This window comes from Tepidibacillus infernus (assembly GCF_048898065.1).
In the GTDB taxonomy this organism is placed as follows: domain Bacteria; phylum Bacillota; class Bacilli; order Tepidibacillales; family Tepidibacillaceae; genus Tepidibacillus_B; species Tepidibacillus_B infernus.
Map to the genome: position 1 here is coordinate 2,373,169 of NZ_JBLWFI010000001.1, position 24,356 is coordinate 2,397,524.

The following is a 24,356-nucleotide window of genomic DNA, read 5'->3' on the forward strand; positions in this document are numbered from 1 at the left end:
TGTGATGTTTGTTGAGCATCTCCAATTAAAAAATTTCCGTAATTATCAAGATTTAAATCTTCATTTTGACCATCAAATCAATATTTTTCAGGGGGATAATGCTCAAGGTAAAACAAATATCTTAGAAGCGATCTATGTCTTAGCTTTAGCTAAATCCCACCGAACTTCAAAAGAAAAGGAATTGGTCCAATGGGGCCAATCTTTTTCTGTTATTAAAGGAACGATTCAAACAAGAAGAAACTCATTAAAATTGGAAATGCAGCTAACTTCTAAAGGGAAAAAGGCAAAAATCAATCAATTAGAACAACGTAAATTAAGTGATTATATAGGTGCATTCAATGTAATTATGTTTGCACCAGAGGATTTGACATTAGTAAAAGGAAGTCCTCAATATCGTAGGAAATTCCTCGATGTTGAAATTGGACAAGTTAGTCCTTCCTATCTATACCATTTATCCCAATATCAAAAAATCATTCAACAAAGAAATAATTTATTAAAGGATTTTACCAAGAATGAAAAGAATAAATTAGAGTTATTGGAAATTTGGGATAAACAATTGGTTGAATATGGTTCAAAAGTCATTTCCAAAAGATTGTATTTTTTGAGACACTTAGAAAAATGGGCTAAAGAAATCCATGCAGGAATTACTGATCAAAATGAAGAGTTATCTATCCTTTATAAACCTTCATTTCCCTTAGAATTAGGTAATATTGATGTACAAGATATGAGTGATCAGTTTACTTTTAGATTACAAAAAATAAGAAAGCAAGAACTTTTTCGGGGGACTAGTTTGATTGGTCCACATCGTGATGATCTATATTTTTCTATCAATCAAATTGATGTTCAGTCCTTTGGTTCACAAGGCCAGCAACGAACCACCGCTTTGTCTCTCAAATTAGCTGAAATAGAACTGATTCATGATGAAATAGGAGAATACCCTGTTTTATTATTGGATGATGTTCTTTCAGAATTAGATCAAAAAAGACAAACTCAATTAATTCAAACGATTGAAAATAAAGTGCAAACCATGATTACAACAACAAGTACAGAAGGAATTGACATCAATACACTAAAACGTTCTTCTATCTTTTATGTGGAACAAGGTCTTATTTCCTAAGAATCGAGGTGAAACCTTATGTTTATGCATATTGGTGGAGATATAGTTGTCAAGACAAAAGAAATTGTGGCAATCTTAGATATTAGTCATTTTGCTAAAAGAAAGAAAAAGCTTCATTCCTTTATTGCACAAGTAGAGAATAAAAACAATGTGGTTAAAATAACAACTGAAGGAAGTAAATCCCTTGTGGTCACGGCAGATAAAATGTATTACTCTCCTATTTCATCTTTAACGTTATTAAAAAGAGCAAACACGATCTTTTAACCTCATAAAGACAACCCACAAAAGTGACGATTAAAGAAAAATAGGTAGTAAGAATGGAAGGTGTGCAAATGCTAACAAAACAACAACACAATTATGATGAAAGTCAAATTCAGGTCTTAGAAGGTTTGGAAGCAGTTCGTAAAAGACCTGGGATGTATATAGGGTCAACAAGTGAAAGAGGATTGCACCATTTAGTATGGGAAGTTGTCGATAATAGTATTGATGAAGCCCTTGCAGGTTACTGCAATCATATTACTGTGGTTGTACATCAAGATAATAGTGTAACGGTTATAGATAATGGTAGGGGTATTCCTGTTGGAATTCATCCTAAGATGGGACGGCCAGCAGTAGAAGTAGCATTAACTGTATTACATGCTGGTGGTAAATTTGGTGGTGAAGGTTATAAGGTTTCTGGTGGATTACATGGTGTTGGGGTTTCAGTAGTAAATGCTCTTTCAGAATGGTTAGAAGTAGAAGTAAAAAGAGAGGGAAAGATCCATTTACAACGCTATCACCGTGGGGTTCCAGAATTTGACCTAAAAGTAATCGGAGAAACAAACGAAACAGGAACGACAGTAACTTTTAAACCAGATCCTGAAATATTCCAAGAAACAACCGAATTTAATTATGATACCTTAAAAACCCGAATCAGAGAGCTTGCCTTTTTAAATAAAGGGATTCGTATAGACCTTATTGATGAAAGAAACGAAAATAAACAGGAATCTTTTAAATTTGATGGTGGAATCAATTCATTCGTTGAGTTTCTCAATAAGAATAAAGAAGTTCTTCATCCCCATCCAATTTATGTAGAAGGATCAAAAGATCAAATTGAAATAGAAATTTCCCTACAATACAATGACAGCTATTCTAGTAATATTTTGTCCTTTGCAAATAATATCAACACCCATGAAGGGGGAACCCATGAATCGGGATTTAAAAGCGCACTAACACGTGTACTAAATGACTATGCTAGAAAGAATAATTTACTAAAAGATCAAGATGCAAATTTAACTGGTGATGATGCCAGAGAAGGGTTAACTGCAGTTATTAGTGTAAAGATCCCAAATCCTCAATTTGAAGGTCAGACCAAGACAAAGTTAGGGAACAGTGAAGTAAGGGGGATTACTGAATCTCTATTTGCTGAGAAATTTGCCACTTTTCTAGATGAAAATCCATCTGTAGCAAAAAAGGTGATTGAAAAAGCACTTCTAGCAGCAAGAGCCCGTGATGCTGCTAGAAAAGCAAGAGAGCTAACAAGAAGGAAAAATGCACTAGAAGTTAGCTCATTACCTGGGAAATTAGCTGATTGTTCTAGTAAGGATGCAGCGATTAGTGAATTATATCTCGTAGAAGGTGATTCAGCTGGCGGTTCTGCAAAACAAGGGAGAGATCGTCATTTTCAAGCAATCCTACCACTAAGAGGAAAGATTATCAATGTAGAGAAAGCTAGATTAGATAAGATTTTTGCTAATGAAGAGATTAGAGCAATGATTACGGCGTTAGGTACTGGAATAGGTGATGATTTTGATATCTCAAAAGCAAGGTACCATAAAATCATTATTATGACAGATGCTGACGTAGACGGTGCCCATATTCGCACACTACTTTTAACTTTCTTTTTCAGGTATATGAAAGAATTGATTGAAAATGGCTATGTTTATATTGCTCAACCACCTTTATATAAAATCCAACAAGGAAAAACAGTTCGATACGCTTATAGTGATAGAGAATTAGAAAAGATAAAAACAGAATTAGGTAATCGACCTGAACCCACAATCCAACGTTATAAAGGTTTAGGAGAGATGAACCCAACCCAATTATGGGAAACGACGATGGATCCAGAAAGTAGAACATTATTACAAGTTAGTTTACAAGATGCCTCTGATGCGGACGGGATCTTTGAGACACTAATGGGAGATAAAGTTGAACCCCGAAGGGAATTTATCCAAGAACATGCAAGATATGTTCGGAATTTGGATATCTAAACAAAGGGGATGGAGGTAAAGCATGCTTGAATCAAATGCAAGAATAAAAGAAGTAAATATAAGTCAAGAAATGAAAAGCTCCTTTATCGACTATGCGATGAGTGTTATCGTAAGTCGTGCTCTTCCAGATGTAAGAGATGGCTTAAAACCAGTGCATAGAAGAATCCTTTATGCGATGAATGAGTTAGGAATGACACCAGATAAACCACATAAAAAGTCTGCTAGGATTGTAGGGGAAGTTATAGGTAAATATCATCCCCATGGTGATTCTGCAGTCTATGAAACGATGGTACGCATGGCACAAGACTTCTCTTATCGCTATTTACTCGTTGATGGTCATGGAAACTTTGGGTCAATTGACGGTGATTCTGCAGCAGCTATGCGTTATACGGAAGCTCGTATGTCAAAAATATCGACAGAATTATTAAGGGATATTAACAAAGAAACCATTGATTTTGGAGATAACTATGATGGTTCTGAAAAGGAGCCATTAGTTTTGCCAGCTAGGTTCCCTAATTTGTTAGTGAATGGATCTGCAGGGATTGCAGTGGGGATGGCAACGAATATTCCTCCTCACCAATTAGGTGAAGTGATTGATGGGGTTATAAAAATTATAGAGAACCCAGATGTCGAAATTGGAGAATTGATGGAGATTATTAAAGGTCCAGATTTCCCAACTGGTGGTCTTATTCTAGGAAGGGAAGGAATCCGTAAGGCTTATCAAACAGGTAAAGGTAGTATCACAATAAGGGCAAAGGCCTTTATTGAAGAAATGAATAATGGTAAAAGCCGGATTATTGTTGAGGAAATCCCATACCAAGTGAATAAAGCAAGATTGATTGAGAAAATAGCTGAACTGGTTAGGGATAAAAAAATAGATGGGATTACCGATTTAAGGGATGAATCAGATCGTAATGGGCTGCGAATTGTGATTGAATTACGAAGAGACGTGAATGCGAATATCGTCTTAAATAATTTGTATAAATTAACCCAATTACAGACGACCTTTGGTATCAATGTTTTAGCATTAGTTAATGGAGAACCTAAGGTATTAAATCTAAAAGAAACCTTAACACATTATTTAAACCATCAAAGGGTGGTTATTCGCAGAAGAACAGAATTTGACCTTAAAAAGGCTGAAGCTAGAGCTCATATTTTAGAAGGGTTAAGAATTGCTCTCGACCATTTAGACGCTGTTATTTCTTTAATTCGTTCTTCACAAACGACAGACGAAGCAAAAAGAGGCCTAATCGAAAAGTTTGAACTATCGGAAATCCAAGCCCAAGCTATTCTTGATATGAGATTACAACGTTTAACTGGTTTAGAACGGGAAAAAATTGAAAATGAATATCAAGAATTGATGGCTAAGATTGCTGAATTACGTGCGATATTAGCAGATGAACACAAGATTTTAACGATTATACGTGAAGAATTACTAGAGATTAAAGATAAGTACAATGATGAACGAAGGACAAAAATCACGATTGATCATGATGAGTTAGAAGCAGAAGATTTGATTCCTGAAGAAGAGGTTGTCGTTATGCTCACTCATCAGGGTTATATCAAAAGATTACCCATTTCAACCTACCGTAGCCAAAAACGTGGGGGGAAAGGGGTAACTGGAATGGGAACGAAAGAAGATGATTTTGTCCAACATTTATTTATTACGAATTCCCATCATTATATTATGTTTTTTACGAATAAAGGAAAGGTATATCGTTTAAAGGCTTATGAAGTACCGGAATTGAGTAGAACCGCAAAAGGAACACCAATTATCAACCTGATTCAAATTGAACAAGGGGAAAAAATTAACGCAGTCTTCCCGATCAAAGAATATACTTCCAATCATCATTTATTCTTTGCTACAGCTTCTGGGGTGGTCAAAAAGTCCCAATTAACAGATTATGAAAATATTCGAAAAGGGGGACTCATTGCGATCAATCTAAAAGAAGGAGACGAGGTAATTGGTGTTAAATTGACTGATGGAAATCAAGAAATCATCCTTGGTACAAAATTAGGTCAATCCATTCGTTTTTCTGAACAAGATGTAAGAACAATGGGAAGAAGTGCTACAGGGGTCAAAGGAATCGACTTAAGTAAAGATGATTTAGTCATTGGCATGGATATTATTCGAGATGATCTAGATGTGTTAATCGTAACAGAAAAAGGTTATGGCAAAAGGACACCAGCATCTGAATACCGTAGCCAATCCCGTGGTGGAAAAGGTATTAAGACCCTTAATGTAACTAAAAAGAATGGAAATATTGTAGGATTAAAAGTTGTTTCTCAAGAAGATGACTTAATGATCGTTACGACAAGTGCAATGGTGATTAGATTAAATATAGATAACATTTCGTTAATTGGTCGATATACTCAAGGTGTCAGACTAATCAATATTAGTGAAGATGATTCTGTCGCTACTGTTGCACGAATTCATTCCAATGATACAGCTGATAATGAAAATGAAGAAGATGAATAAAAGTTAAAACAGGATGGAATCCATCCTGTTTTTCTTTTATATATGCTAAAATATAGAAAATAGATTAAAGGGGAATTTATGCAATGAGAACAATCACAATCGATTTAATTCAAGAACGAATGATCTTGAACCAAGATATATATAGTGAGCTTGGAGGAATTATTTTTAAAAAGGGAACGATTTTAAAGGAAAGAGATCAAGAAATATTAAGAGCATTTGGAATTACAAAGGTTGAAATCGATCAGGAATCTGATGTGAATGAAAAACAAGATAAAGTGGTAAATAAGACCGAAGATCAATCAAGCCTAGCTGAAGACTTTAATACCTATTTTAAAAATGCATTAAAAGTGATTGATATTGTTTTAAAAAATGCACAAGGGAATGCGCCTATTCCGATTATGGCAATAAGAGAAGTCATAACCCCACTCATTCAAGATAAATATATTAATCCTCAATATCTTTTAAACTTAAAATTATATTCAACGGATTTTACAAAATATGAAAGCCATCATGCATTATCTGTAAGCTTACTTTCTTATGCGATTGGGAAATGGGTTGGTCTCGAGAAAAATGAGTGGATCCAACTTGCTTTAGCAGGTATTTTACACGACATTGGAATGAGTCGCATTCCTAGTCATATTTTATATAGTAAAAATAAGTTAGTTCCTTATGAATACGAAGAGATTAAAATGCACACATTTTATGGATATAAAATGTTAAATCATACAATGGGGCTTAGTAAAGGAACACATTTAGCCGTACTACAACATCATGAAAGAGAAGACGGAAGTGGTTATCCTTTACATTTTAAAGAACAACAAATCCATTTTTATGCTAAAATCGTTGCCGTTGCAGATATCTTTCATGCAATGATTTCTAAGCGTAATTATCGTTCAGAATATTCACCATATCTTGTCATTGATCATCTTCTTAATGAAAGTTATCAAAAGTTGAATTCCTTCATCGTTAGAACCTTTGCAAAGCATATGGTCAACCTATCAATAGGGAATAAAGTTATTTTAAGTAATGGAATGGTAGGTGACATTATTTATATTGATCAGAATTCACCAACAAGGCCAATGATAAAAACAAGGGAAGGAATCATTAATTTGGCTCAAGAAATAAATCTGCATATTAAAGAAGTATTTAAACAAAATCAAAAATGATGATCTCTCTAAATAAATCATTTAATATCCTATTTGGAAATGTGCGTAAAGTAATATTTACAAATTCATTGATCAAGTACATATCTTCTGATGAGAAAGAAAAAATAATGTCCCCCCATAATTCTGTTTCGTAACGACATAACATTCCTAAATTGTACATTATCATATAGTCGATGATTGTTTCCGGAAGCAAAAAACGACTTTCTTGAAAGGGTCGTAAATAGTAGTATCCTTTATAATCAATAGTAAACATAGGATGTCCCTGAAAAGGATCTTTTGATTTGAATATATCCTTATCAAGATTTACTCCAATTTGAATCTGATTCATTTGCTCAGATTTGCTTGTATAGAATTGATAATCCTTATGAGGTTTATATTGATTTAGTTCAGAAGTCAACCTTGCTAGATCATGCTGGTAAAAGTCTAAAAAGTTTTTTGAAACAGAAAAGTAAATTTCGTGATCTTTTTGATTTAATTTGATGGGAAACAATAATTGCTCTTTAAAGATCCTTTGATAACTATGACGTAATTCAGGCAATAAAGAAAGGAGTTCTTTAATTTTGTATTTATTCCCTTCGATTTTTTCAACTGGATGGTTAGTAAGAAGAGTGTAAAAAAGAGGAAGCAAACCTTCTTTCTGTACCTTAATTTCATCGTCATGGAATTGATATTGATTTTTTTTAAGTTTTCTAGTGGTAATTCCATGTCTTAAAACACCTGTATGACTTGGATAACTAGGGTCTTTTGTTAAAATAAATGCTTTCATTAAATTCATCATGCCATAATAGATAAGTAGGGGCTTTACCAAGATATTGCTCTTATCTGCAGAATAAAAATATTCTTTTGCTTGTTTGATAAAATAAATAAATTTTGAGGTATTTTGAAAAGCAAATTTGTATGTATCCTTGATTTGATTTTGCTCATAGGTATTTTGCAGAAATTGTTTTACAGTCGGCTCGTTTTCAAAAAATACAAAAGTATCCCACATTTTTTTGGATGGATTTTCGCTATAAATATGTCTTTTATTTTTCATCATAACCTCTATCATTCCCGTTTTACAATATTTTGCCACGGATATGAATGATTTATGATTATTGACACCTCAAATCACCTTTGTTAAACTTGCAATAATATATTTTTCATGGAAAATGACTAGAAGGAAGGTTGAAAAGTGTGTGGGAAACGAAGTTTACGCGGGAAGGATTAACATTTGATGATGTTCTTTTGATCCCTGCTAAATCAGAAATCCTACCTAGAGACGTTACAGTCTCAACGAATTTAGGTAAAGTTAAATTAAATATTCCTATTATTAGTGCGGGGATGGATACAGTAACAGAAGCCAATATGGCCATTGCAATGGCTAGACAAGGTGGTTTGGGGATTATTCATAAAAATATGTCCATCAAACAGCAAGCAGAAGAAGTGGATCGAGTCAAGCGGTCTGAAAGTGGGGTAATTACAAATCCTTTTTATTTAACTCCTGCTCATAAAGTAGCAGATGCAGAAGAATTGATGTCAAAATACCGGGTTTCTGGTGTACCTATTGTGAATGAGCGAGGAGAGCTTGTTGGGATTTTAACGAACCGGGATTTGCGTTTTATCACAAATTACTCGTTAGAAATCAATGAAGTAATGACCAAAGAAAATCTAATTACAGCACCAGTTGGGACAAGTTTGGATGAAGCAAAGCAAATTTTGCAAAAATATCGTATTGAAAAATTACCATTGGTTGATGAAAATAACAAGTTAAAAGGCCTCATCACAATTAAAGATATTGAAAAAGCAATCCAATTCCCTAATGCAGCTAAAGATGAATTAGGGAGATTGATTGTAGGAGCAGCAGTAGGTGTTAGTCGGGATACCTTGGATCGGGCCAAAGCATTAGTTGAGGCAGGAGTAGATGTTTTAGTAGTTGATACTGCCCACGGTCATTCAAAAGGAGTCTTGGATACTGTGCGGACATTGAGGAAACTTTATCCAGAGTTAGTGATTATTGCTGGAAATGTAGCAACTGGAGAAGCAACAAAGGATTTAATTGAAGCTGGTGCATCTGTGGTAAAGGTAGGTATTGGACCAGGATCAATTTGTACGACAAGAGTCGTTGCAGGTATTGGTGTACCTCAGATTACTGCAGTTTATGAATGCGCCACAGTTGCAAGGGAATATGGAGTTCCCATTATCGCAGATGGTGGAATTAAATATTCTGGTGATATTACAAAGGCTATCGCTGCTGGAGCGGATGCAGTGATGTTAGGTAGTCTCCTTGCAGGAACAGATGAAAGTCCTGGCGACTTTGAAACCTATCAAGGAAGGAGATACAAGGTTTATCGTGGAATGGGTTCAATAGGGGCCATGAATGCAGGAAGTAAAGATCGTTATTTTCAGGAAAATATTCTTAAACTTGTTCCAGAGGGAATTGAAGGAAGAGTGGCTTATAAAGGACCTTTGGCAGATACAATCTATCAATTAGTTGGTGGGTTACGTGCAGGTATGGGGTATTGTGGAACAAAAAACATTCAAGAACTCAAAGAAAATGGTCAATTTATTCGTATTACTGGGGCAGGACTAAAAGAAAGCCATCCTCATGATGTGCAAATTACGAAGGAATCGCCAAACTATTCAACTCTTTAAATAAATTTATTGGAAAATGTTATGAATGGGGATAGGGAAACATTTCTCTATCTTTTTTCGTTTAAAGCCCTGTGATAAAATAATGATTGTGAAATTTAAACGGAGGTGTCATTTTGAAACAGCATAGGAAAGTACTATCACTATTGATCATTGTCGCACTTATTTTTCCGTTTTTTGGATCTTTACAACAAAAGGCTTTTGCTCAAGCAAATCTTGATATTCAAGCTAAATCGGCGATTTTAATCGATGCAATCTCAGGGAAAATATTATATGAGCAAAACGCCGATGAACCCTTACCACCTGCTAGTATGACAAAAATGATGACAGAATATTTGGTTTTAGAAGAGATAGCAACTGGTAAATTAAAATGGGATGATGTTGTCACTGCAAGTGATTATGCCCATTGGCTTGGTGTAGGTGGCGGTTCGCGTGTTTTCCTTGCTCTAGGGGAAAAACGTACGGTAAAAGAATTGATGTATGCGATGACGGTCTACTCTGCGAATGATGCAACTGTTGCGCTTGCAGAACATTTAGCTGGTTCTGAAACCAATTTTGTTCAGATGATGAATGAAAAGGCCAAAGAGTTAGGAATGACAACTGCTCATTTCTCTACATCAACAGGTTACCCTAAAGATGAGCTAGGACAATATGCGCCAGCCGTTGAAGGAGAAACAGTGATGTCTGCCAAAGATGCTGCTATTTTAGGGTGGCACTTAATTAATGATTATCCAGAAAGCATAGAATTTAACAGTACCCCAAGAATTAAGTTTCGTGAGGGCGAACCTAATGAAATGCCTTTGCCAAACTTCAACTTTATGCTACCAGGCCTTGTTTATGGCAACTTAGTTCAAGGGGTTGACGGTATAAAAACAGGACATACTTCTAAAGCAGGATACAATTTTACCGCAACTGCAATGCAAAATGGAATGAGACTAATTAGTGTCGTTCAAGGGACTGCGTCTGAAAAAGAGCGCTTTATGCAAACAAAAAAATTGTTAGACTATGGGTTTGCAAACTTTGAAGTAGTAGATTTAATCAAAGCAAAAGAAAAGGTACCTGGGTTTGAAACAGCAAAGATTGAAAAAGGAAAAGAAACTGAGGTTCCTGTTGTCCTTAAAAAGAATTTAAGTGTTCTTATGAAAAAAGGGGAAAAGGATTTATATAAACCAGTAGTCATTTATAATGAAAAGCTAGAAGCCCCAATTAAGAGCCAAGATCGAGTGGGTTATGTTACTTTTGAATATACTGGGAAAGAAAAATATACCTACTTAAATGAAACGATACAAGCAAAAGGAAATGTTGATTTAATTGCTGAGGAAGATGTAGAAAAAGCTGGAGCAATACGTCTATTTTTTCGAAAGGTTATACAACTTATCGGTGGAATCTTTAGTGGAATTGTGGATGGAATTAAAGGTTTATTTTAACCGTAGAAGTTTTTTAAAAATGATTGTTATTTTCGGTAGGATGGATTAAAATTGATTGATAAATAAATTGTGAATTTTTAGGAGGAAAAGGAAAATGGTTGAGGTAGGAACAGCACGTGTAAAACGTGGTATGGCTGAAATGCAAAAAGGTGGCGTCATTATGGACGTTGTGAATGCGGAACAGGCAAAAATTGCTGAGGCAGCTGGTGCAGTGGCAGTTATGGCATTGGAAAGAGTTCCTGCAGATATTCGTGCAGCAGGTGGTGTTGCACGTATGGCTGATCCTCAAATTATTGAAGAAGTCATGAAAGCAGTGTCTATTCCAGTTATGGCAAAAGCTAGAATTGGACATTTTGTAGAAGCACGTATTCTTGAGGCATTAGGCGTTGATTATATTGATGAAAGCGAAGTATTAACTCCAGCGGACGAGGTTTACCATATCAATAAGAATGAATTTACAGTACCTTTTGTTAATGGTGCAAGGGACTTAGGAGAAGCCTTACGCCGAATTGGCGAAGGTTCATCTATGATTCGAACAAAAGGTGAACCAGGGACAGGAAATGTTGTGGAAGCAGTACGACATATGCGTACGATGATGAGTCAAATTCGCAAGGTTCAAGGAATGTCTAAAGACGAATTGATGACAGAAGCCAAAAACCTAGGTGCACCATACGATCTATTGTTATATGTTCATGAAAATGGCAAATTACCAGTGGTTAATTTTGCTGCTGGAGGAATTTCTACACCTGCAGATGCAGCATTGATGATGCAATTGGGTGCAGATGGAGTTTTTGTTGGTTCCGGAATTTTTAAATCTGATAATCCTGAAAAATTTGCTAAAGCCATTGTTGAGGCAACAACTCATTATACCGATTATGAACTAATGGCTGAACTTTCAAAAGGATTAGGTAATCCAATGAAAGGAATAGAAATTTCTTCATTACTACAAAATGAACGTATGGCAGAACGCGGTTGGTAATTAGAAGAAGAAGGTGTAATTTTTAATGAAAATTGGAGTTTTAGGACTACAAGGTGCTATTGCAGAACACATGAGAATGATTGAAATGTCAGGGGAAGAAGCAGTTACTGTAAAAAAAGTTGAACAGTTAGCTGAATTGGATGGTATGATTATTCCAGGTGGAGAAAGTACTACGATCGGCAAGTTAATCAAAAAGTATGGTTTTGACGTAGCACTAAAGGATTTTGCTACTAAAGGGAAGCCTATCTTTGGGACATGTGCTGGATTGATTATATTAGCAAAAGAAATTAATGGTATAGAAGAAATACATCTTGGTTTAATGGATATCAAGGTAGAAAGAAATGCTTTTGGCCGTCAACGAGAAAGCTTTGAAACAGCTTTACAAATTGAAGGGGTTGCTGATGATTTTCAAGCAGTTTTTATTCGCGCTCCTTATATTATGGAAGTAAAAGGGAATGCTAAGATTTTATCAACATTTGAAGGGAAAATCGTCGCTGCAAGACAAGACCATTTTCTAGTTACTGCTTTTCATCCTGAATTAACCCTTGACCCAAGAGTTCATCAATATTTTATAAAAATGATTAAAGAATACAAAGATTAAAGGGTGGGAATTTTCCTCCCTTTTTCTTGCATAAATGCTTGAAATGTAGTAAATTATTAAATACAAAAATGTAATATTAAAACGATGAAGAGAACTAGTATTTGATTTTTGTTGTTTAGAGAGTCGGTGGTAGGTGGAAACCGGTCAACATTATCAAAGAATCCGTCTCTGAGTGGTTTTCTGAAATCGAAAGTAGGAAAACACGGAAACACCGTTACTGTATGAAGAGGCCTTTCATTATTTTTTGACAAGGAAAGGCAATTAGGGTGGCAACGCGGAGCATAAGCACCGTCCCTTTTTTTGGGGATTGGTGTTTTTTTATTTTTTGGGATTTCTTATGGGAAAAAGTGTAATTTGATTTAAGTGGAGGTTTTTAAGATGTTAGACATTAAATTATTACGAAATGATTTAGAAAGAGTAAAACAGGCTTTAGCCCATCGTAATGAAAAAATTAACGAAATTGATGCATTTACAGAGTTGGATGAAAGAAGAAGATCATTGCTTCAAGAAAGTGAGCAATTAAAAAGTAGACGAAATGCGGTATCCCAAGAGGTTGCTAAGAAGAAAAAGGATGGAGAAAACGCTGAACATCTTATTGTTGAAATGAGAGAGGTTGGAGATCGAATTAAGGTGTTAGATGATCAAATTAGGGAACTTGATCAACAACTTACAGATATTCTTCTTAGGATTCCAAACATTCCTCATGAAAGTGTTCCGATCGGAGAAACAGAAGCGGACAATATACCGATTCGTTTCTGGGGGGAAAAACCTCAATTTCAGTTTCAACCTAAGCCACATTATGAGATAGCCGAAGGATTAGGAATTTTAGATTTTGAAACAGCTGCAAAAGTATCAGGTTCCAGATTTGTCTTTTATAAAGGACTAGGGGCAAGATTAGAAAGAGCTTTGATGAACTTTATGTTAGATCTACATGTAGAAGAACATGGATATGAAGAAGTGTTACCTCCATATATTGTGAACCGGACAAGCATGACAGGAACTGGTCAACTTCCTAAATTTGAGGAGGATGCTTTTAAACTTTCTGATACAGATTATTTCCTGATTCCTACTGCTGAGGTACCTGTTACGAATATGCATCGAGACGTAATATTAGATAATGAGGATTTACCTAAATATTATGCTGCCTTTAGTGCTTGTTTTCGTTCTGAGGCTGGTTCTGCAGGAAAGGATACAAGAGGACTAATTCGGCTTCATCAATTTAACAAAATAGAACTTGTTAAATTTGTTCGTCCTGAAGAATCCTATGATGAATTAGAAAAACTAGTAGCAAATGCAGAAAAAGTATTACAATTATTGGGCTTACCTTATCAGGTATTAAACATGTGTACGGCTGATTTAGGTTTTACCGCTGCAAAAAAATATGATATTGAGGTTTGGTTACCAAGTTTTAATACGTATCGAGAAATATCCTCAGTAAGTAATTTTGAGGACTTCCAAGCAAGAAGAGCAAATATTCGTTTTCGTCGCGATAAAAAGTCAAAACCTGAATTTGTTCATACGTTAAATGGATCAGGGTTAGCGATTGGCCGTACAGTGGCCGCTATTTTGGAAAATTACCAACAAGAGGATGGAAGTGTAATCATTCCAGAAATTTTAAGGCCATACATGGGTGGTAGAGATCGAATCTCAAAATAATTATAAAAGGATAGCTACTGTTAATTGAGTAGTTATCCTTTTTTTGCACTGTAAAATAAAGGAAAAATACTTGAAATAACCTTTGTCTGTATGTTAATATATTATTCGTTGACAACCTAATGGTTATGGAGAGGTGGTCGAGTGGTTTAAGGCACTGGTCTTGAAAACCAGCGTACGTGTGAGCGTACCGTGGGTTCGAATCCCACCCTCTCCGCCATAACATTTAGATTTTATATAATTTGTGCCCGTAGCTCAGCAGGATAGAGCGACAGTTTCCTAAACTGCAGGTCGGAGGTTCGAATCCTCTCGGGCACACCATTCCTTATATACCAAGGATTTGAGGCATTTTGGGAAAAATAAGAATTCCCACAGTCTAATTAAATTTTTGGATAGACTGTCGGATATTTTTATTATAGACTGTGAGAATAATTAGGAAAATCAATCCCCTCCAACGGAAAGTTAGGAGGGATTTTTTATGGGAAAAAATATGTTTCTTGGCAAAAAACAAGTAAAAAGAAAGGGGGATAAAAAATACTCAGATAGCAAAGATTATAAAATAAAAGAGCTCCATAATTTGTTCATCATTGCTAAAAGAGCAGAAGGTTTAAGGGAAAGAACGATAAAAGACCATAAAAGACACTTTCGATACTTGACTACATGGATGGCTGAAAATATCGGCTCAGATGATGTAGTAATAACTGATTTAGACATCCAAATTCTAAGACAATACATTGATTATATGCAGAATGAACTACAAGTATCGCCGGTTACAGTAAATGTACGCTTAAGAACCTTACGTGCGTTTCTACGGTTTATTTTTGAGGAAGGATATTATTTGGAAAACCTCGCAATAAGAATCAAACTGATGAAAATCGACAAAGACACACTGAAGATTATGTCTGACACCCACATAAATGCGATTTTACATGTTATTGATAAAAAAAGTTACACTGGTTATAGGATTATACGCTTATTATGCTTTTATTGGACACAGGAATCCGTATTGGTGAAGCTACTACATTGACCACTGACCAAATTGATTTTGAAAATTCTACTATTTATCTTGAGGCAAAAAAGGTAAAGACAAGAGTCGGGAGATACGTACCCATATCTTCAACAACAAAAAAGTTGTTATTATCTCTTGTTCAGGACAATAAAAAGTATTTTATCAATAGCAAAGAAATATTCCTTAGCGTTTATGGAACTCCATTTCAAAAAACAAGTTTTCGAAAACGATTAAATTTTTATAAAGAAAAAGCAGGGATTACAGATGCCAGAATCTCCCCGCATTCTTTTCGCCATTACTTTGCCAAAAATTACATATTGAGCGGCGGAGATCCTTTCACCTTGCAGCAAATACTTGGACATTCAGATATTCAAATGGTACGAAGATATATACACATGAGTGGGCTAGATGTAAAACTGCAACATCACAAATTCAGCCCAGTCCAACGGTTTAGATTTTAAACCTTTGGATATATCTTTGATGAAACTGTTGGAGAGAAATAGAAAATGTCGTTAGTAAGGAATTTCAAATATGCGAAAGCAAAAAAGGAGGGGAAACAATGGTTGGATATGAAGATAAAAAATGGGAAGCAAAAGAAGATGATTTTATAATAAATTATGTAAAGGAAAATGAAATCAATAAGAATAAAATTATTATTTTCGAAGAATTGGCTACGAAAATAAATTGTACACCGAGAGAAGTTGCGAAGCGTTATTTTGATTTGGTGAGAGGAAAAAGCATATCAGAGGAACAAATAGAAAATTTCATCCGAAACCTTCAATTAGACGATACGAGATTGAAAAACTTTATAAATGTTATGGAAAAACTAGACAAAATAAGATAAAAGAAAAAGAATAAGACAAAAGGCAAACGCTTTTTTATATGTTGTTTGCCTTTTTATATTTAAAAATGGAACTTTTTTAATGTATGTTATATGATTATTCATCAACAATCAAAATATCTTGAGAAAAATTTATAGTGTGTGAAACTTTTTCCGTAAAATAAATAGCATTTAGATTTATTTCTTTTAATTTTGTTAAGTACCTATATATTGTTGTTTTCGGATATTTCATTTTTACATATTCCATTCCCTTTTCATTCAGGTCTAATATAAATGGAACCACATTATTTGCATATCTAGGGGAAAATGATGTCTGTATTTTGTTTAATAAAACTGATTTTTCAAGCATTTCATATCTCAGCCCACTTCTATTTAAAAAATCGTTTATGATATTTTCAGCAATTTCCGGTTTTACTATATCTGAAACAGTTCGATTTTCTTTAAATTTATATTTTAGAGCTCCTTTTTTCATTTGTATCTCAAATCTCATTATGTTTTTCATATTGGTTATCATTTTTACGTCCTCTTGATTGAAATTTCTATTTTTTGAAATCCTGTAGATTATCTCCTCTTCTTTGCTGTACAAAGTCAGGTTTTTGCTTTTATTATAGAAACGATTTCCTGTATCATATTTTTGCTTTTTCGTATAGGGTATATAAAGTTTTTTTATCGTTTCAATGTATGTTTGAAAATCTTTGGTGGTGTTAATTTTGTAATGAAAAGCAACATCTATCCTTGTGACTATGAATTCCTCAAAATTTATGAATGAAGTTTGAAGCACTCTATTTAGGTGAAAATTTATGAGTTCAATCAAACGAGAAAAATGCTGAGGATTATACAATCTGGCATTACTTCCGTACATAATTTTTGGTATTGAAAATTCTACTCTTAATTGTGCTGATAAGGGATAGTACCATATTCTTATATCGTTATAGTTTTTGAAAAATGAAAAGTACTTGCCTTTTTTACGCTTCCACCCATTTTTACCGGTGAAAAGTTGATTTTCTAAAGAAATCAAGGTGTAGCAGGCGATTGTATCAAACACATAAAATACCTCCCTTTATCAAAAAACTTGCATACGAGGAGGTATTTTAGGATTTTTTTTGTTGCAAATCAAATTTTCATACAGATTTTTTTCTGGGTTATGTTTTATTAATTTTTAAAGGAAATAAGAAAATCCTAAAAATATTGCCAATGTTTTAATAGAAAAAATGCGTTACCTCAGCAAGAACATTTTGTATGTCTTTATCTGAATATGAAAAACGACGTAGAAGGAATAAATTCCTAATCGAACCATTAATCGTTGGATAAACCAAATAACCGTTGTAATTTGTACTCAACACCAATTTGAATGAGGTATAATACTGTTTTTTAATCACTCTGTAAAGATGTGTCATTTATAAATACTCTCATCTAAACAACTGGAACAATAATTATTCTATTTCCTTTTTTCCTACATTAATTTTTTAAAAAAATGATTCTAATTACAAGAATCGACAAACTTTTCAAAATGAGTATGGTAATATACATACTGAACACTAAGTTTTCGACATACAAAAAATAAGTAAAACGAAATAAAGAATATTTTGTTTTAATTTATATATTAGAAAAATTATTTTTAAAATAACGAAATAAATGAGTCAAATAGTTTTTGGTCCTTCTCTCTACCATATCATTATAAAAAAAGGGGAACTTCTCTTATGTGTTGTTTGGTTTTTCAAAAAAGTAATAAGGAAACTATTCTATGAATAATTCTAATGAGGTGAACCGAAATGAAAGTTAGGGAAATGCTAATAACAGATTATGAAGATGTTATAAAGCTAATAACAGAGAACAATCCAAAATTACATGAAACAGCGAGAGAAGAAATTGCAGAACTACTACTTCGGAAGGAAGCTAAGTTGTTTGTGATAGATACTGGGGAAGAAATAGTGGGTGTAATGGGTTACCGTAGAGATAAATGGGGAGTTAATGATGTCTATTGGGCGGTTTGGTTATATGTTCATCCTAGATGGCACAGAAAGGGAGTAGGTACATTACTTTATAAAAGAATAGAACAAGAACTAAGTGTTATCGGATGTAGAAAAATATATTTGGATGTTGGAAATGAAGAAGAGCACAAGGAAGCAATCGCTTTCCATAAATCCAATGGATTTGTTTTAGAAGGTAAGTTAAAAGACTTCTGGCAAGACGGCGAAGATTGCTTAATTTATTCAAAAAAACTAAAAAAAGAAAGTGAGTTGTATAAATTTTGAATAATACTCCTATCAAGAAAATAAATTGTTTCGTTGGAAATTGGGTAGCGGAAATTGATTGGAATAAAACCCTATATTTTGATTTAGATAAGCTTTTCTTTGATAAGCCGATAACAGCTGACAGAAATCTTTTAGAATTATCTTCAGGTACTAACACACTTAAACCTTCAAATGTGTATTTAGATTCACTTAGTGAAGATGCAAAGAATTGGAGAAGATTTAACTATTATACTGCCCCTTTAGGTGATCAAAATGTTAGAGAGGCGATACGTATTTTTGAAGATTATGTAGGAGGTTATATTCCTAATAATTTTCACATTGCCGTTACAAATGGTGCTGCCGAAGCTTTAAGATTAAGTTTTAATTATTTAAATAAAAATGGCAAAAAATCTACTTTAATACTCGGTCCACAATATGGGATTGTTTACCAAATAATGAATCTCGCAGGTTTTGTGTTTAAAGAAATGATTGGTGATCCAGAGAATGGTTTTTTACCAGAACCAGAAAATATAGAACGGGAATTAGAAAAAAATCAATTTGATGTTATTTTTATGACACAACCTAATAACCCAACTGGCTCTTTATATAATCTTGAACAATTCGAACGAATAGTCTCTATAGCGAAAAAGTATAGTACAAGTATAGTTTATGAAAAAATAGGATCTGATATAAAGTATAAAAGTTCAGTTAATGTACATAGTTATGGAGAAATTTTTAAAAATTTAAATTATTGGGATGAAACTATTATTATAGATAGTCTATCTAAAAGAAGAGCAGTTAGTGGCTTAAGGGTAGGGTATATTCTAGGTTCAAATTTACTTATGAAATATATTGTTGAGACAAGATTTGGAGACTGTCCTCCTCTTTTAAGCAAAGATGGAATTATTAAAGATTTTATCTATTCTTCAATTATTCACTTAATGGAAAAAAACAAAAACTATAAAGAAAGTTGTAACATGGTTTTAAGAAAGGCAAATGATACATTTAAAGTAAAATTCGAGAATATATTGAATGCTGATGAGATTTTTGAACATAAAAACAATATTTTACAAATGTATGATACAGTCTATGAGAACAAGTCATATATTGAAGAGAAACTTAAACCCTGGATAGATGGATACACTATATTAGATAGTGGAACAAACTATATGTTGTGTTTAAAGGTGCCTTTCAACAATGAAGAGACGTTTGCCAAAGATCTCTTTAATAAAGAAGTAGTTACAGTTTATCCATTTGGTTGTTTTATTGGTGATCAAGAATTAAATAAAAAAATATTTATACCACAGCATTTTTGGGTAAGGGTATCTTGTGCAGTAGAGAAGTTACTATTTAAAGAAACAGTTGATAGAATAGCAAATTATTTAGGGGGAGTATAGAATTGGAAGATTTATTTAAAAAGTTAGATAGTCCATTACCTGATACTTCTTATGTTGATAATCAAAAAGGGATAATAATGGAAAAGTTTTTAAACGTAAAAATGTTAAGTATCTATAATCAAGATTATACTTTAAATAGTAATCAAGAAGATTCTAGTATTGATTTAATTAGAGTTTATAAAAAAGATCCCTCAAAAGCAGAGATAGAGGAGTACAAAAAGATTGGATTTGTATATAAACCTAGTTGGATACTATGGCTAATGTATTTAAAAAACAATGATTATATGAAGAGTATTAAAAGTAAAGAAAAAAATGCAATTAATAAAGCATTACGTGAAATACAAAATAATAATGAATATTATGTACTAATAAAAGAAAATCTCGAAAGAAATCAATTAGATGATTTTTATAAGCTATATAACAAAGGATTAACACGGATAAAAAGGGCTGTAAATGTAGCAAAAAGTGATTATCAAATATTTCTAGATAATTTAGATCGGTTTACTGGAATATTTATTTATTATCAAAGTCAGCTCATCGGTGGGTTGCTTTCAAAAAAAAATGATGAGAATAGTATGCTTAGAGCAGTATATTTATCCGTTGATAAATCACATCACTTTATTGATGTTACACGAATACTTTACTATTATCATGTTCAAACATCTATTAATTTAGGTTATGATATTGCAAGCTTAGGTGCTGACCCAAGTTTTTATGGTCATGTCGCTTCATTAGGACTCTTTCATATCAAGAAAATAATGGGTTTCATACCTTTTCCCGCAAAGATATATGAAGATGGAGGGCCTGATTATTTTGAAAAGGTGGTATCACTTAAAAATTTTGATGATCCTGTATTAAGCGTTAGTTATGATGAGTATAATCAATCAAAATTCAATGGCTACATTTACTATAACAATAGAAACTTTAATAAAAAAATTATTGATGCTAAATTTTTTAATGAATTAATAGAAAAGAAGGTGGAATATTGAAAAACATACTAATCCTAGATTGGTCGCAAGAATGGAGAGGGTACATTCTTGATGCTTCGCGTGAGTTAGGTTTGAATGTTTATTTGATTTTAGACAGAGATAGAAAGCTACCAGATGATATTGTAGATGTCTATATAATTAAAGATTTGTATGTAAACCCTGTACAATGGAAAGATAAAATTTGTGAATTTGCAGTAAAATCGAATATTGACGGAGTTTTTACAAACGAAGATGAGCTCTCAGAACTGGCCTCACATATTGCTAAAGAGTTAAAACTAGTTGGTCCATCACCTAAAAGCGTTCGAATTAGTATGAATAAATGGGAAACAAGAAATCACCTATCAAAATATAATATTCCCATGCCAAAATATCGAAAAGCTAGTACATATGACGAATTTAAAGAAGCAGTCTACGATTTGGGTCTACCATTAGTTGTAAAACCGATTGACGGTAACTTCTCAATGGGGGCTTCAAAAGTAGAAAATTTGTCTGAATTGGGATCAGCTTGGTATACAGCTTATAAAGCAACTGAAGATTCTCCTTCTTTAACGCGGGAAGTTATAGTAGAAGAGTATCTTGATGATGAGGGAAGAGTAATTACTTTTGAATCAGCCATTATTGACAATATAATTTACCCAGTAGCTATAACAGAAGAATTACAATTTTCTATTGTAAAGAATAACTGTAAACAGTTCTTATATCACGGTGGTTTGGTTCCTGCTAGAGTTAATACTAGTATTAGTAATGATATAATCAAAGTTTCTACAGAGATTTTAAATGCTTTAGAGCTTAACAACGTAATCACTCATATTGAATATAAAATAACTAAAGATGGGGTTCGATTGTTGGAAGTTAATCCACGTATGGCTGGTGGATTTGTACCTGTATTATGCAAAATGGCACTTGGAATTGACTTGGCAAAAGTTGCTCTCAATATTGCAATGGGAGATAAACCAGTTATTAAAAAACAAAAAATTAAATACGTAGGTATTAAATACTATCAGGTCCTAAAAGAAGGGGTTGTAACTAATATATTAGGTAAAAATGAAATGCTTAATTCACCTTACGTCGTAGACGGTAATATAATCATAAAAAAAGGAGATTACGTTAAAATTGGGGAGTTACCTTGTTTGGCATACGTTATAACACAACACACTAATCCAGAAAGTGCATTAGAGAACTCTAAAAAAGCACTTTCTAAATTAATAATTAATATTGAATAAGGTAGATTTTAGGGTGATTTTAATGAAAGATAATAGTGTAATTATAGAAAAAGATTGGAAATTAATTCAAAGTAAATATGAACCTAATAATGCTTCTTATTACGAATCATTATTTGCTTTATCGAATGGGAAGATTGGAATTAGAAATACTATTGAATTTGATAGTATTTATTCCATACCTGGATTTTTTATGTCTAATATTTATGATAGAACTATACAATTTACCAGTGAAATTGTTAATCTTCCTAATTGGTTACCTATAAAATTTCAAATAGAAGATTCATCTCCTATAAATTTTGATGATGTTGAGATTAATGAATTCTATAGGGAGTTAAATTATAAGAAAGCTACTGTTTTTACTAAAATAATCTTTACTGATAGTCAAAAGCGAAAAACGAAAATAGAGTGGGAAACATTAATTCATGCTAAATATTTAGAATTAAGTCTTCTATGGGGGAATGTTACACCAATAAACTACTCTAATAGAATAAATATCTGTAGCTATATTGATGCGAGAATTGGTAATTCTTACCTAGGCGGGTTTAACTCTAATATTCAAACTTATCATTATCAAAAAGAACATCAAAAACTCGATGAATTATTAGGTCTAATACTAGAGGGAAATACTTTTGCAAAGAATGAAAGAATAATTATAGCTAGTAAACTCAATTGCTATAACAAAAAGAAGTGGTTTTCAGTTAATGAAAGAAATAGAGTCGGAGAGTGCCAAGTTATTTATGTAGAAGAAGGGAAAAAAGTTGATTTTCATAAAATAGCGTTTATTAAATCAAATATTAATAGAGAAGAATTTGAGTTAGAATATAAAAAATACTTAAATAAAAATATAAGTTCATTAATTGATGAACATTTACAAATATGGAATAAATACTGGGAAGAATATGATGTAAGAATTGGTAATAAAGAGTATCAGAGTACAATACGATTTAATCTTTTTCACTTAATACAATCAATTAACCATTTTAGTCATTCACAAAATACTCCTGCTCGAGGTTTAACTAGTGAATATCATTCAGGCCACTTCTTCTTTAATACTGAATTTTTTAAGTTGCCTTTTTGGTCACTAGTCAATCCTAGTATTGCAAGATCATACTTAATGTTTAGATATGACACCTTATCAAACGCTAAGAGGCATGCAAAAGAAACTGGATTTGAAGGAGCAAGGTATCCAGAGGAAACGGATTTTGATGGATTGCTAGCAGCTCCATGGGAAATTTTTGATTTGATTAATAATGAAAAATTTTATGAATGGAGTGGAAAGGAAAAATATTTTCTATCTGGTGCTGTTTTGTACGGTTTGTATACCTATCATAGTTTAACAAATGATGACGATTTTATGTGGAACTATGGACTTGAACTCATTATACAATGTGCAAAATTTGCAAAAAGTTTATTTACATGGGATGAGAGTATTCATAAATATGTAATAAATAGTGTTATGGGACCAGATGAATATCATTATCATGTCAATAACAATTACTTTACAAATTTTATTATGAAATGGACATTAACCTATGCTAGTAAAACATTAAAAAATTTTAGAGAGAAGAATGTTAATAAATTTAATGATATTGCAAAAAAACAGAATTTTCAAAACTCAGAGATTGAATATTGGGAAGATATCGCTTCATTAGTTTATTTTCCTGATTATAAAGAAAAAATTTTACAACAACATGATGGTTATTTTGATTTACCAGATAATATAGTTTCCTCTTGGGATCCAAATGGACGTCCAGCGTTATCAGTCTCCGATAGGAAAAAGGCTAATTTATTAAAAAGTTTTAATACACGGCTTATAAAAGAAGCAGATATAGTATTGATGCTTTCGTTATTTAGTAAATATTTTACAAAAGAAATAAAACAAAAAAGTTTCGAATTTTACACAAAAAGGATTGTCCATGAGTCTTCGTTAAGTGCGTCTCCACATGGACTAGTAGCTTCAGAAATCGGATTATATGATCAAGCTACATATTTTTTAAAATTAGCATCTCGTTTCAACTTGGATTATTTACCTAAAGAAAACTATCGAAATGGTATACACCTTGCTGCTTATGCTGGAGCTTGGCAAATTCTTGTACACGGAATTGCAGGGATAAGTTTTGAAGAAGATTTAATTATCGTTAAACCAAGAATTACTAATGATTTAGGTTATTTAGAATTTAATATTAAATGGCGAGGGGCTAAATTATCATTCACATTCAATGAAAATGATTTAATTGTAAATATAAAAGAAAGTAATGGTCAAGAAATTTCATTAAAAATATTAGACGATTACTATAAAGTAAATGATTTAAAAAATACGGTAAAAGTAAATATAAATATGAAGGTAAACGAGGAGGGTTAAAA

Annotated in this window: 20 protein-coding genes, 2 tRNA genes and 1 other annotated feature; of the genes, 20 read left to right on the forward strand and 2 right to left on the reverse strand. The window is 32.9% G+C overall.

Annotated elements, in window-relative coordinates:
• Positions 1 to 4 precede the first annotated feature (4 nt).
• From recF to TEPIDINF_RS11900, 5 genes are all read left to right on the forward strand, one after another.
• A complete protein-coding gene (gene recF, locus TEPIDINF_RS11880) occupies positions 5 to 1,117 on the forward strand; it encodes a DNA replication/repair protein RecF (RefSeq protein ID WP_421692068.1) in 1,113 nt (370 codons plus the stop codon).
• 18 nt (positions 1,118 to 1,135) lie between these two features.
• On the forward strand, positions 1,136 to 1,381 hold the full coding sequence (remB, locus tag TEPIDINF_RS11885; RefSeq protein ID WP_068726962.1) for an extracellular matrix regulator RemB: 246 nt from the start codon (positions 1,136 to 1,138) through the stop codon (positions 1,379 to 1,381).
• A gap of 68 nt (positions 1,382 to 1,449) precedes the next feature.
• Entirely contained in the window at positions 1,450 to 3,366 is a 1,917-nt protein-coding gene (gyrB, locus tag TEPIDINF_RS11890; protein ID WP_421692069.1) for a DNA topoisomerase (ATP-hydrolyzing) subunit B, read from the forward strand.
• A 22-nt stretch (positions 3,367 to 3,388) separates the two neighbouring features.
• On the forward strand, positions 3,389 to 5,845 hold the full coding sequence (gene gyrA / locus TEPIDINF_RS11895; RefSeq protein WP_421692070.1) for a DNA gyrase subunit A: 2,457 nt from the start codon (positions 3,389 to 3,391) through the stop codon (positions 5,843 to 5,845).
• 83 nt (positions 5,846 to 5,928) lie between these two features.
• On the forward strand, positions 5,929 to 7,011 hold the full coding sequence (locus tag TEPIDINF_RS11900) for an HD-GYP domain-containing protein (protein WP_421692071.1): 1,083 nt from the start codon (positions 5,929 to 5,931) through the stop codon (positions 7,009 to 7,011).
• On the opposite strand, the gene TEPIDINF_RS11905 is transcribed toward TEPIDINF_RS11900, so the two are convergent.
• The gene (locus TEPIDINF_RS11905; RefSeq protein WP_421692072.1) at positions 6,992 to 8,047 is read right to left on the reverse strand and encodes a YaaC family protein; all 1,056 of its coding nucleotides are present in this window, start codon (positions 8,045 to 8,047) and stop codon (positions 6,992 to 6,994) included. The two genes, TEPIDINF_RS11900 and TEPIDINF_RS11905, sit on opposite strands and share 20 nt — an antisense overlap.
• 137 nt (positions 8,048 to 8,184) lie before the next feature.
• Here TEPIDINF_RS11905 and guaB point away from each other — a divergent pair, with 137 nt between their 5' ends.
• The 10 genes from guaB to TEPIDINF_RS11955 all read left to right on the forward strand — a co-directional run bounded on the left by guaB (position 8,185) and on the right by TEPIDINF_RS11955 (position 16,152).
• Positions 8,185 to 9,642, forward strand: a complete 1,458-nt coding sequence (gene guaB, locus TEPIDINF_RS11910; RefSeq protein WP_068726971.1) for an IMP dehydrogenase — start codon at positions 8,185 to 8,187, stop codon at positions 9,640 to 9,642.
• Between the two features lie 113 nt (positions 9,643 to 9,755).
• Complete coding sequence (locus tag TEPIDINF_RS11915) at positions 9,756 to 11,066, forward strand: D-alanyl-D-alanine carboxypeptidase family protein (protein ID WP_082732538.1); 1,311 nt, start codon at positions 9,756 to 9,758, stop codon at positions 11,064 to 11,066.
• 94 nt (positions 11,067 to 11,160) lie between these two features.
• Positions 11,161 to 12,045 carry a pyridoxal 5'-phosphate synthase lyase subunit PdxS gene (gene pdxS, locus TEPIDINF_RS11920; RefSeq protein WP_068726977.1) on the forward strand — a complete coding sequence of 295 codons (885 nt, stop codon included), beginning with the start codon at positions 11,161 to 11,163 and terminating at the stop codon, positions 12,043 to 12,045.
• A gap of 25 nt (positions 12,046 to 12,070) precedes the next feature.
• The gene (gene pdxT / locus TEPIDINF_RS11925; protein WP_068726979.1) at positions 12,071 to 12,646 is read left to right on the forward strand and encodes a pyridoxal 5'-phosphate synthase glutaminase subunit PdxT; all 576 of its coding nucleotides are present in this window, start codon (positions 12,071 to 12,073) and stop codon (positions 12,644 to 12,646) included.
• A 75-nt stretch (positions 12,647 to 12,721) separates the two neighbouring features.
• Positions 12,722 to 12,945 (forward strand) — a binding site (T-box leader).
• A gap of 79 nt (positions 12,946 to 13,024) precedes the next feature.
• Complete coding sequence (gene serS, locus TEPIDINF_RS11930; protein WP_068726981.1) at positions 13,025 to 14,302, forward strand: serine--tRNA ligase; 1,278 nt, start codon at positions 13,025 to 13,027, stop codon at positions 14,300 to 14,302.
• 127 nt (positions 14,303 to 14,429) lie between these two features.
• A tRNA-Ser gene (locus tag TEPIDINF_RS11935) sits at positions 14,430 to 14,519 on the forward strand.
• A gap of 24 nt (positions 14,520 to 14,543) precedes the next feature.
• Positions 14,544 to 14,620, forward strand: a tRNA-Arg gene (locus TEPIDINF_RS11940).
• A gap of 157 nt (positions 14,621 to 14,777) precedes the next feature.
• Positions 14,778 to 15,326 (forward strand): tyrosine-type recombinase/integrase, encoded by a 549-nt coding sequence (locus TEPIDINF_RS11945; RefSeq protein ID WP_421692073.1) that lies wholly within the window; start codon positions 14,778 to 14,780, stop codon positions 15,324 to 15,326.
• Entirely contained in the window at positions 15,323 to 15,769 is a 447-nt protein-coding gene (locus TEPIDINF_RS11950) for a tyrosine-type recombinase/integrase (protein ID WP_421692074.1), read from the forward strand. The genes TEPIDINF_RS11945 and TEPIDINF_RS11950 overlap by 4 nt, the downstream gene beginning before the upstream one ends.
• A gap of 98 nt (positions 15,770 to 15,867) precedes the next feature.
• Complete coding sequence (locus TEPIDINF_RS11955) at positions 15,868 to 16,152, forward strand: hypothetical protein (protein WP_421692075.1); 285 nt, start codon at positions 15,868 to 15,870, stop codon at positions 16,150 to 16,152.
• 94 nt (positions 16,153 to 16,246) lie between these two features.
• Here TEPIDINF_RS11955 and TEPIDINF_RS11960 read toward each other — a convergent pair whose 3' ends face one another.
• Positions 16,247 to 17,194 (reverse strand): phage/plasmid replication domain-containing protein, encoded by a 948-nt coding sequence (locus TEPIDINF_RS11960; RefSeq protein WP_421692076.1) that lies wholly within the window; start codon positions 17,192 to 17,194, stop codon positions 16,247 to 16,249.
• 727 nt (positions 17,195 to 17,921) lie between these two features.
• On the opposite strand from TEPIDINF_RS11960, the gene TEPIDINF_RS11965 reads away from it, so the two are divergent.
• From TEPIDINF_RS11965 to TEPIDINF_RS11985, 5 genes are read left to right on the forward strand one after another with little or no spacing between them, the layout of a single operon-like run.
• Positions 17,922 to 18,404 carry a GNAT family N-acetyltransferase gene (locus TEPIDINF_RS11965; RefSeq protein WP_421692077.1) on the forward strand — a complete coding sequence of 161 codons (483 nt, stop codon included), beginning with the start codon at positions 17,922 to 17,924 and terminating at the stop codon, positions 18,402 to 18,404.
• Positions 18,401 to 19,780, forward strand: coding sequence for a pyridoxal phosphate-dependent aminotransferase (locus TEPIDINF_RS11970; protein WP_421692078.1), 1,380 nt, complete (start codon positions 18,401 to 18,403; stop codon positions 19,778 to 19,780). The genes TEPIDINF_RS11965 and TEPIDINF_RS11970 overlap by 4 nt, the downstream gene beginning before the upstream one ends.
• 2 nt (positions 19,781 to 19,782) lie before the next feature.
• Positions 19,783 to 20,769 carry a hypothetical protein gene (locus TEPIDINF_RS11975; protein WP_421692079.1) on the forward strand — a complete coding sequence of 329 codons (987 nt, stop codon included), beginning with the start codon at positions 19,783 to 19,785 and terminating at the stop codon, positions 20,767 to 20,769.
• A complete protein-coding gene (locus tag TEPIDINF_RS11980; RefSeq protein ID WP_421692080.1) occupies positions 20,766 to 21,992 on the forward strand; it encodes an ATP-grasp domain-containing protein in 1,227 nt (408 codons plus the stop codon). The genes TEPIDINF_RS11975 and TEPIDINF_RS11980 overlap by 4 nt, the downstream gene beginning before the upstream one ends.
• A 22-nt stretch (positions 21,993 to 22,014) precedes the next feature.
• The gene (locus TEPIDINF_RS11985; RefSeq protein WP_421692081.1) at positions 22,015 to 24,354 is read left to right on the forward strand and encodes a glycoside hydrolase family 65 protein; all 2,340 of its coding nucleotides are present in this window, start codon (positions 22,015 to 22,017) and stop codon (positions 24,352 to 24,354) included.
• Positions 24,355 to 24,356 lie beyond the last annotated feature (2 nt).

Coding starts and splice junctions, on each gene's coding strand:
- recF (WP_421692068.1), top strand. CDS start 5: ATGTTTGTTGAGCATCTCCAATTAAAAAATTTCCGTAATTATCAAGAT.
- remB (WP_068726962.1), top strand. CDS start 1,136: ATGTTTATGCATATTGGTGGAGATATAGTTGTCAAGACAAAAGAAATT.
- gyrB (WP_421692069.1), top strand. CDS start 1,450: ATGCTAACAAAACAACAACACAATTATGATGAAAGTCAAATTCAGGTC.
- gyrA (WP_421692070.1), top strand. CDS start 3,389: ATGCTTGAATCAAATGCAAGAATAAAAGAAGTAAATATAAGTCAAGAA.
- TEPIDINF_RS11900 (WP_421692071.1), top strand. CDS start 5,929: ATGAGAACAATCACAATCGATTTAATTCAAGAACGAATGATCTTGAAC.
- TEPIDINF_RS11905 (WP_421692072.1), bottom strand. CDS start 8,047: ATGATGAAAAATAAAAGACATATTTATAGCGAAAATCCATCCAAAAAA.
- pdxS (WP_068726977.1), top strand. CDS start 11,161: ATGGTTGAGGTAGGAACAGCACGTGTAAAACGTGGTATGGCTGAAATG.
- pdxT (WP_068726979.1), top strand. CDS start 12,071: ATGAAAATTGGAGTTTTAGGACTACAAGGTGCTATTGCAGAACACATG.
- serS (WP_068726981.1), top strand. CDS start 13,025: ATGTTAGACATTAAATTATTACGAAATGATTTAGAAAGAGTAAAACAG.
- TEPIDINF_RS11945 (WP_421692073.1), top strand. CDS start 14,778: ATGGGAAAAAATATGTTTCTTGGCAAAAAACAAGTAAAAAGAAAGGGG.
- TEPIDINF_RS11955 (WP_421692075.1), top strand. CDS start 15,868: ATGGTTGGATATGAAGATAAAAAATGGGAAGCAAAAGAAGATGATTTT.
- TEPIDINF_RS11965 (WP_421692077.1), top strand. CDS start 17,922: ATGAAAGTTAGGGAAATGCTAATAACAGATTATGAAGATGTTATAAAG.
- TEPIDINF_RS11985 (WP_421692081.1), top strand. CDS start 22,015: ATGAAAGATAATAGTGTAATTATAGAAAAAGATTGGAAATTAATTCAA.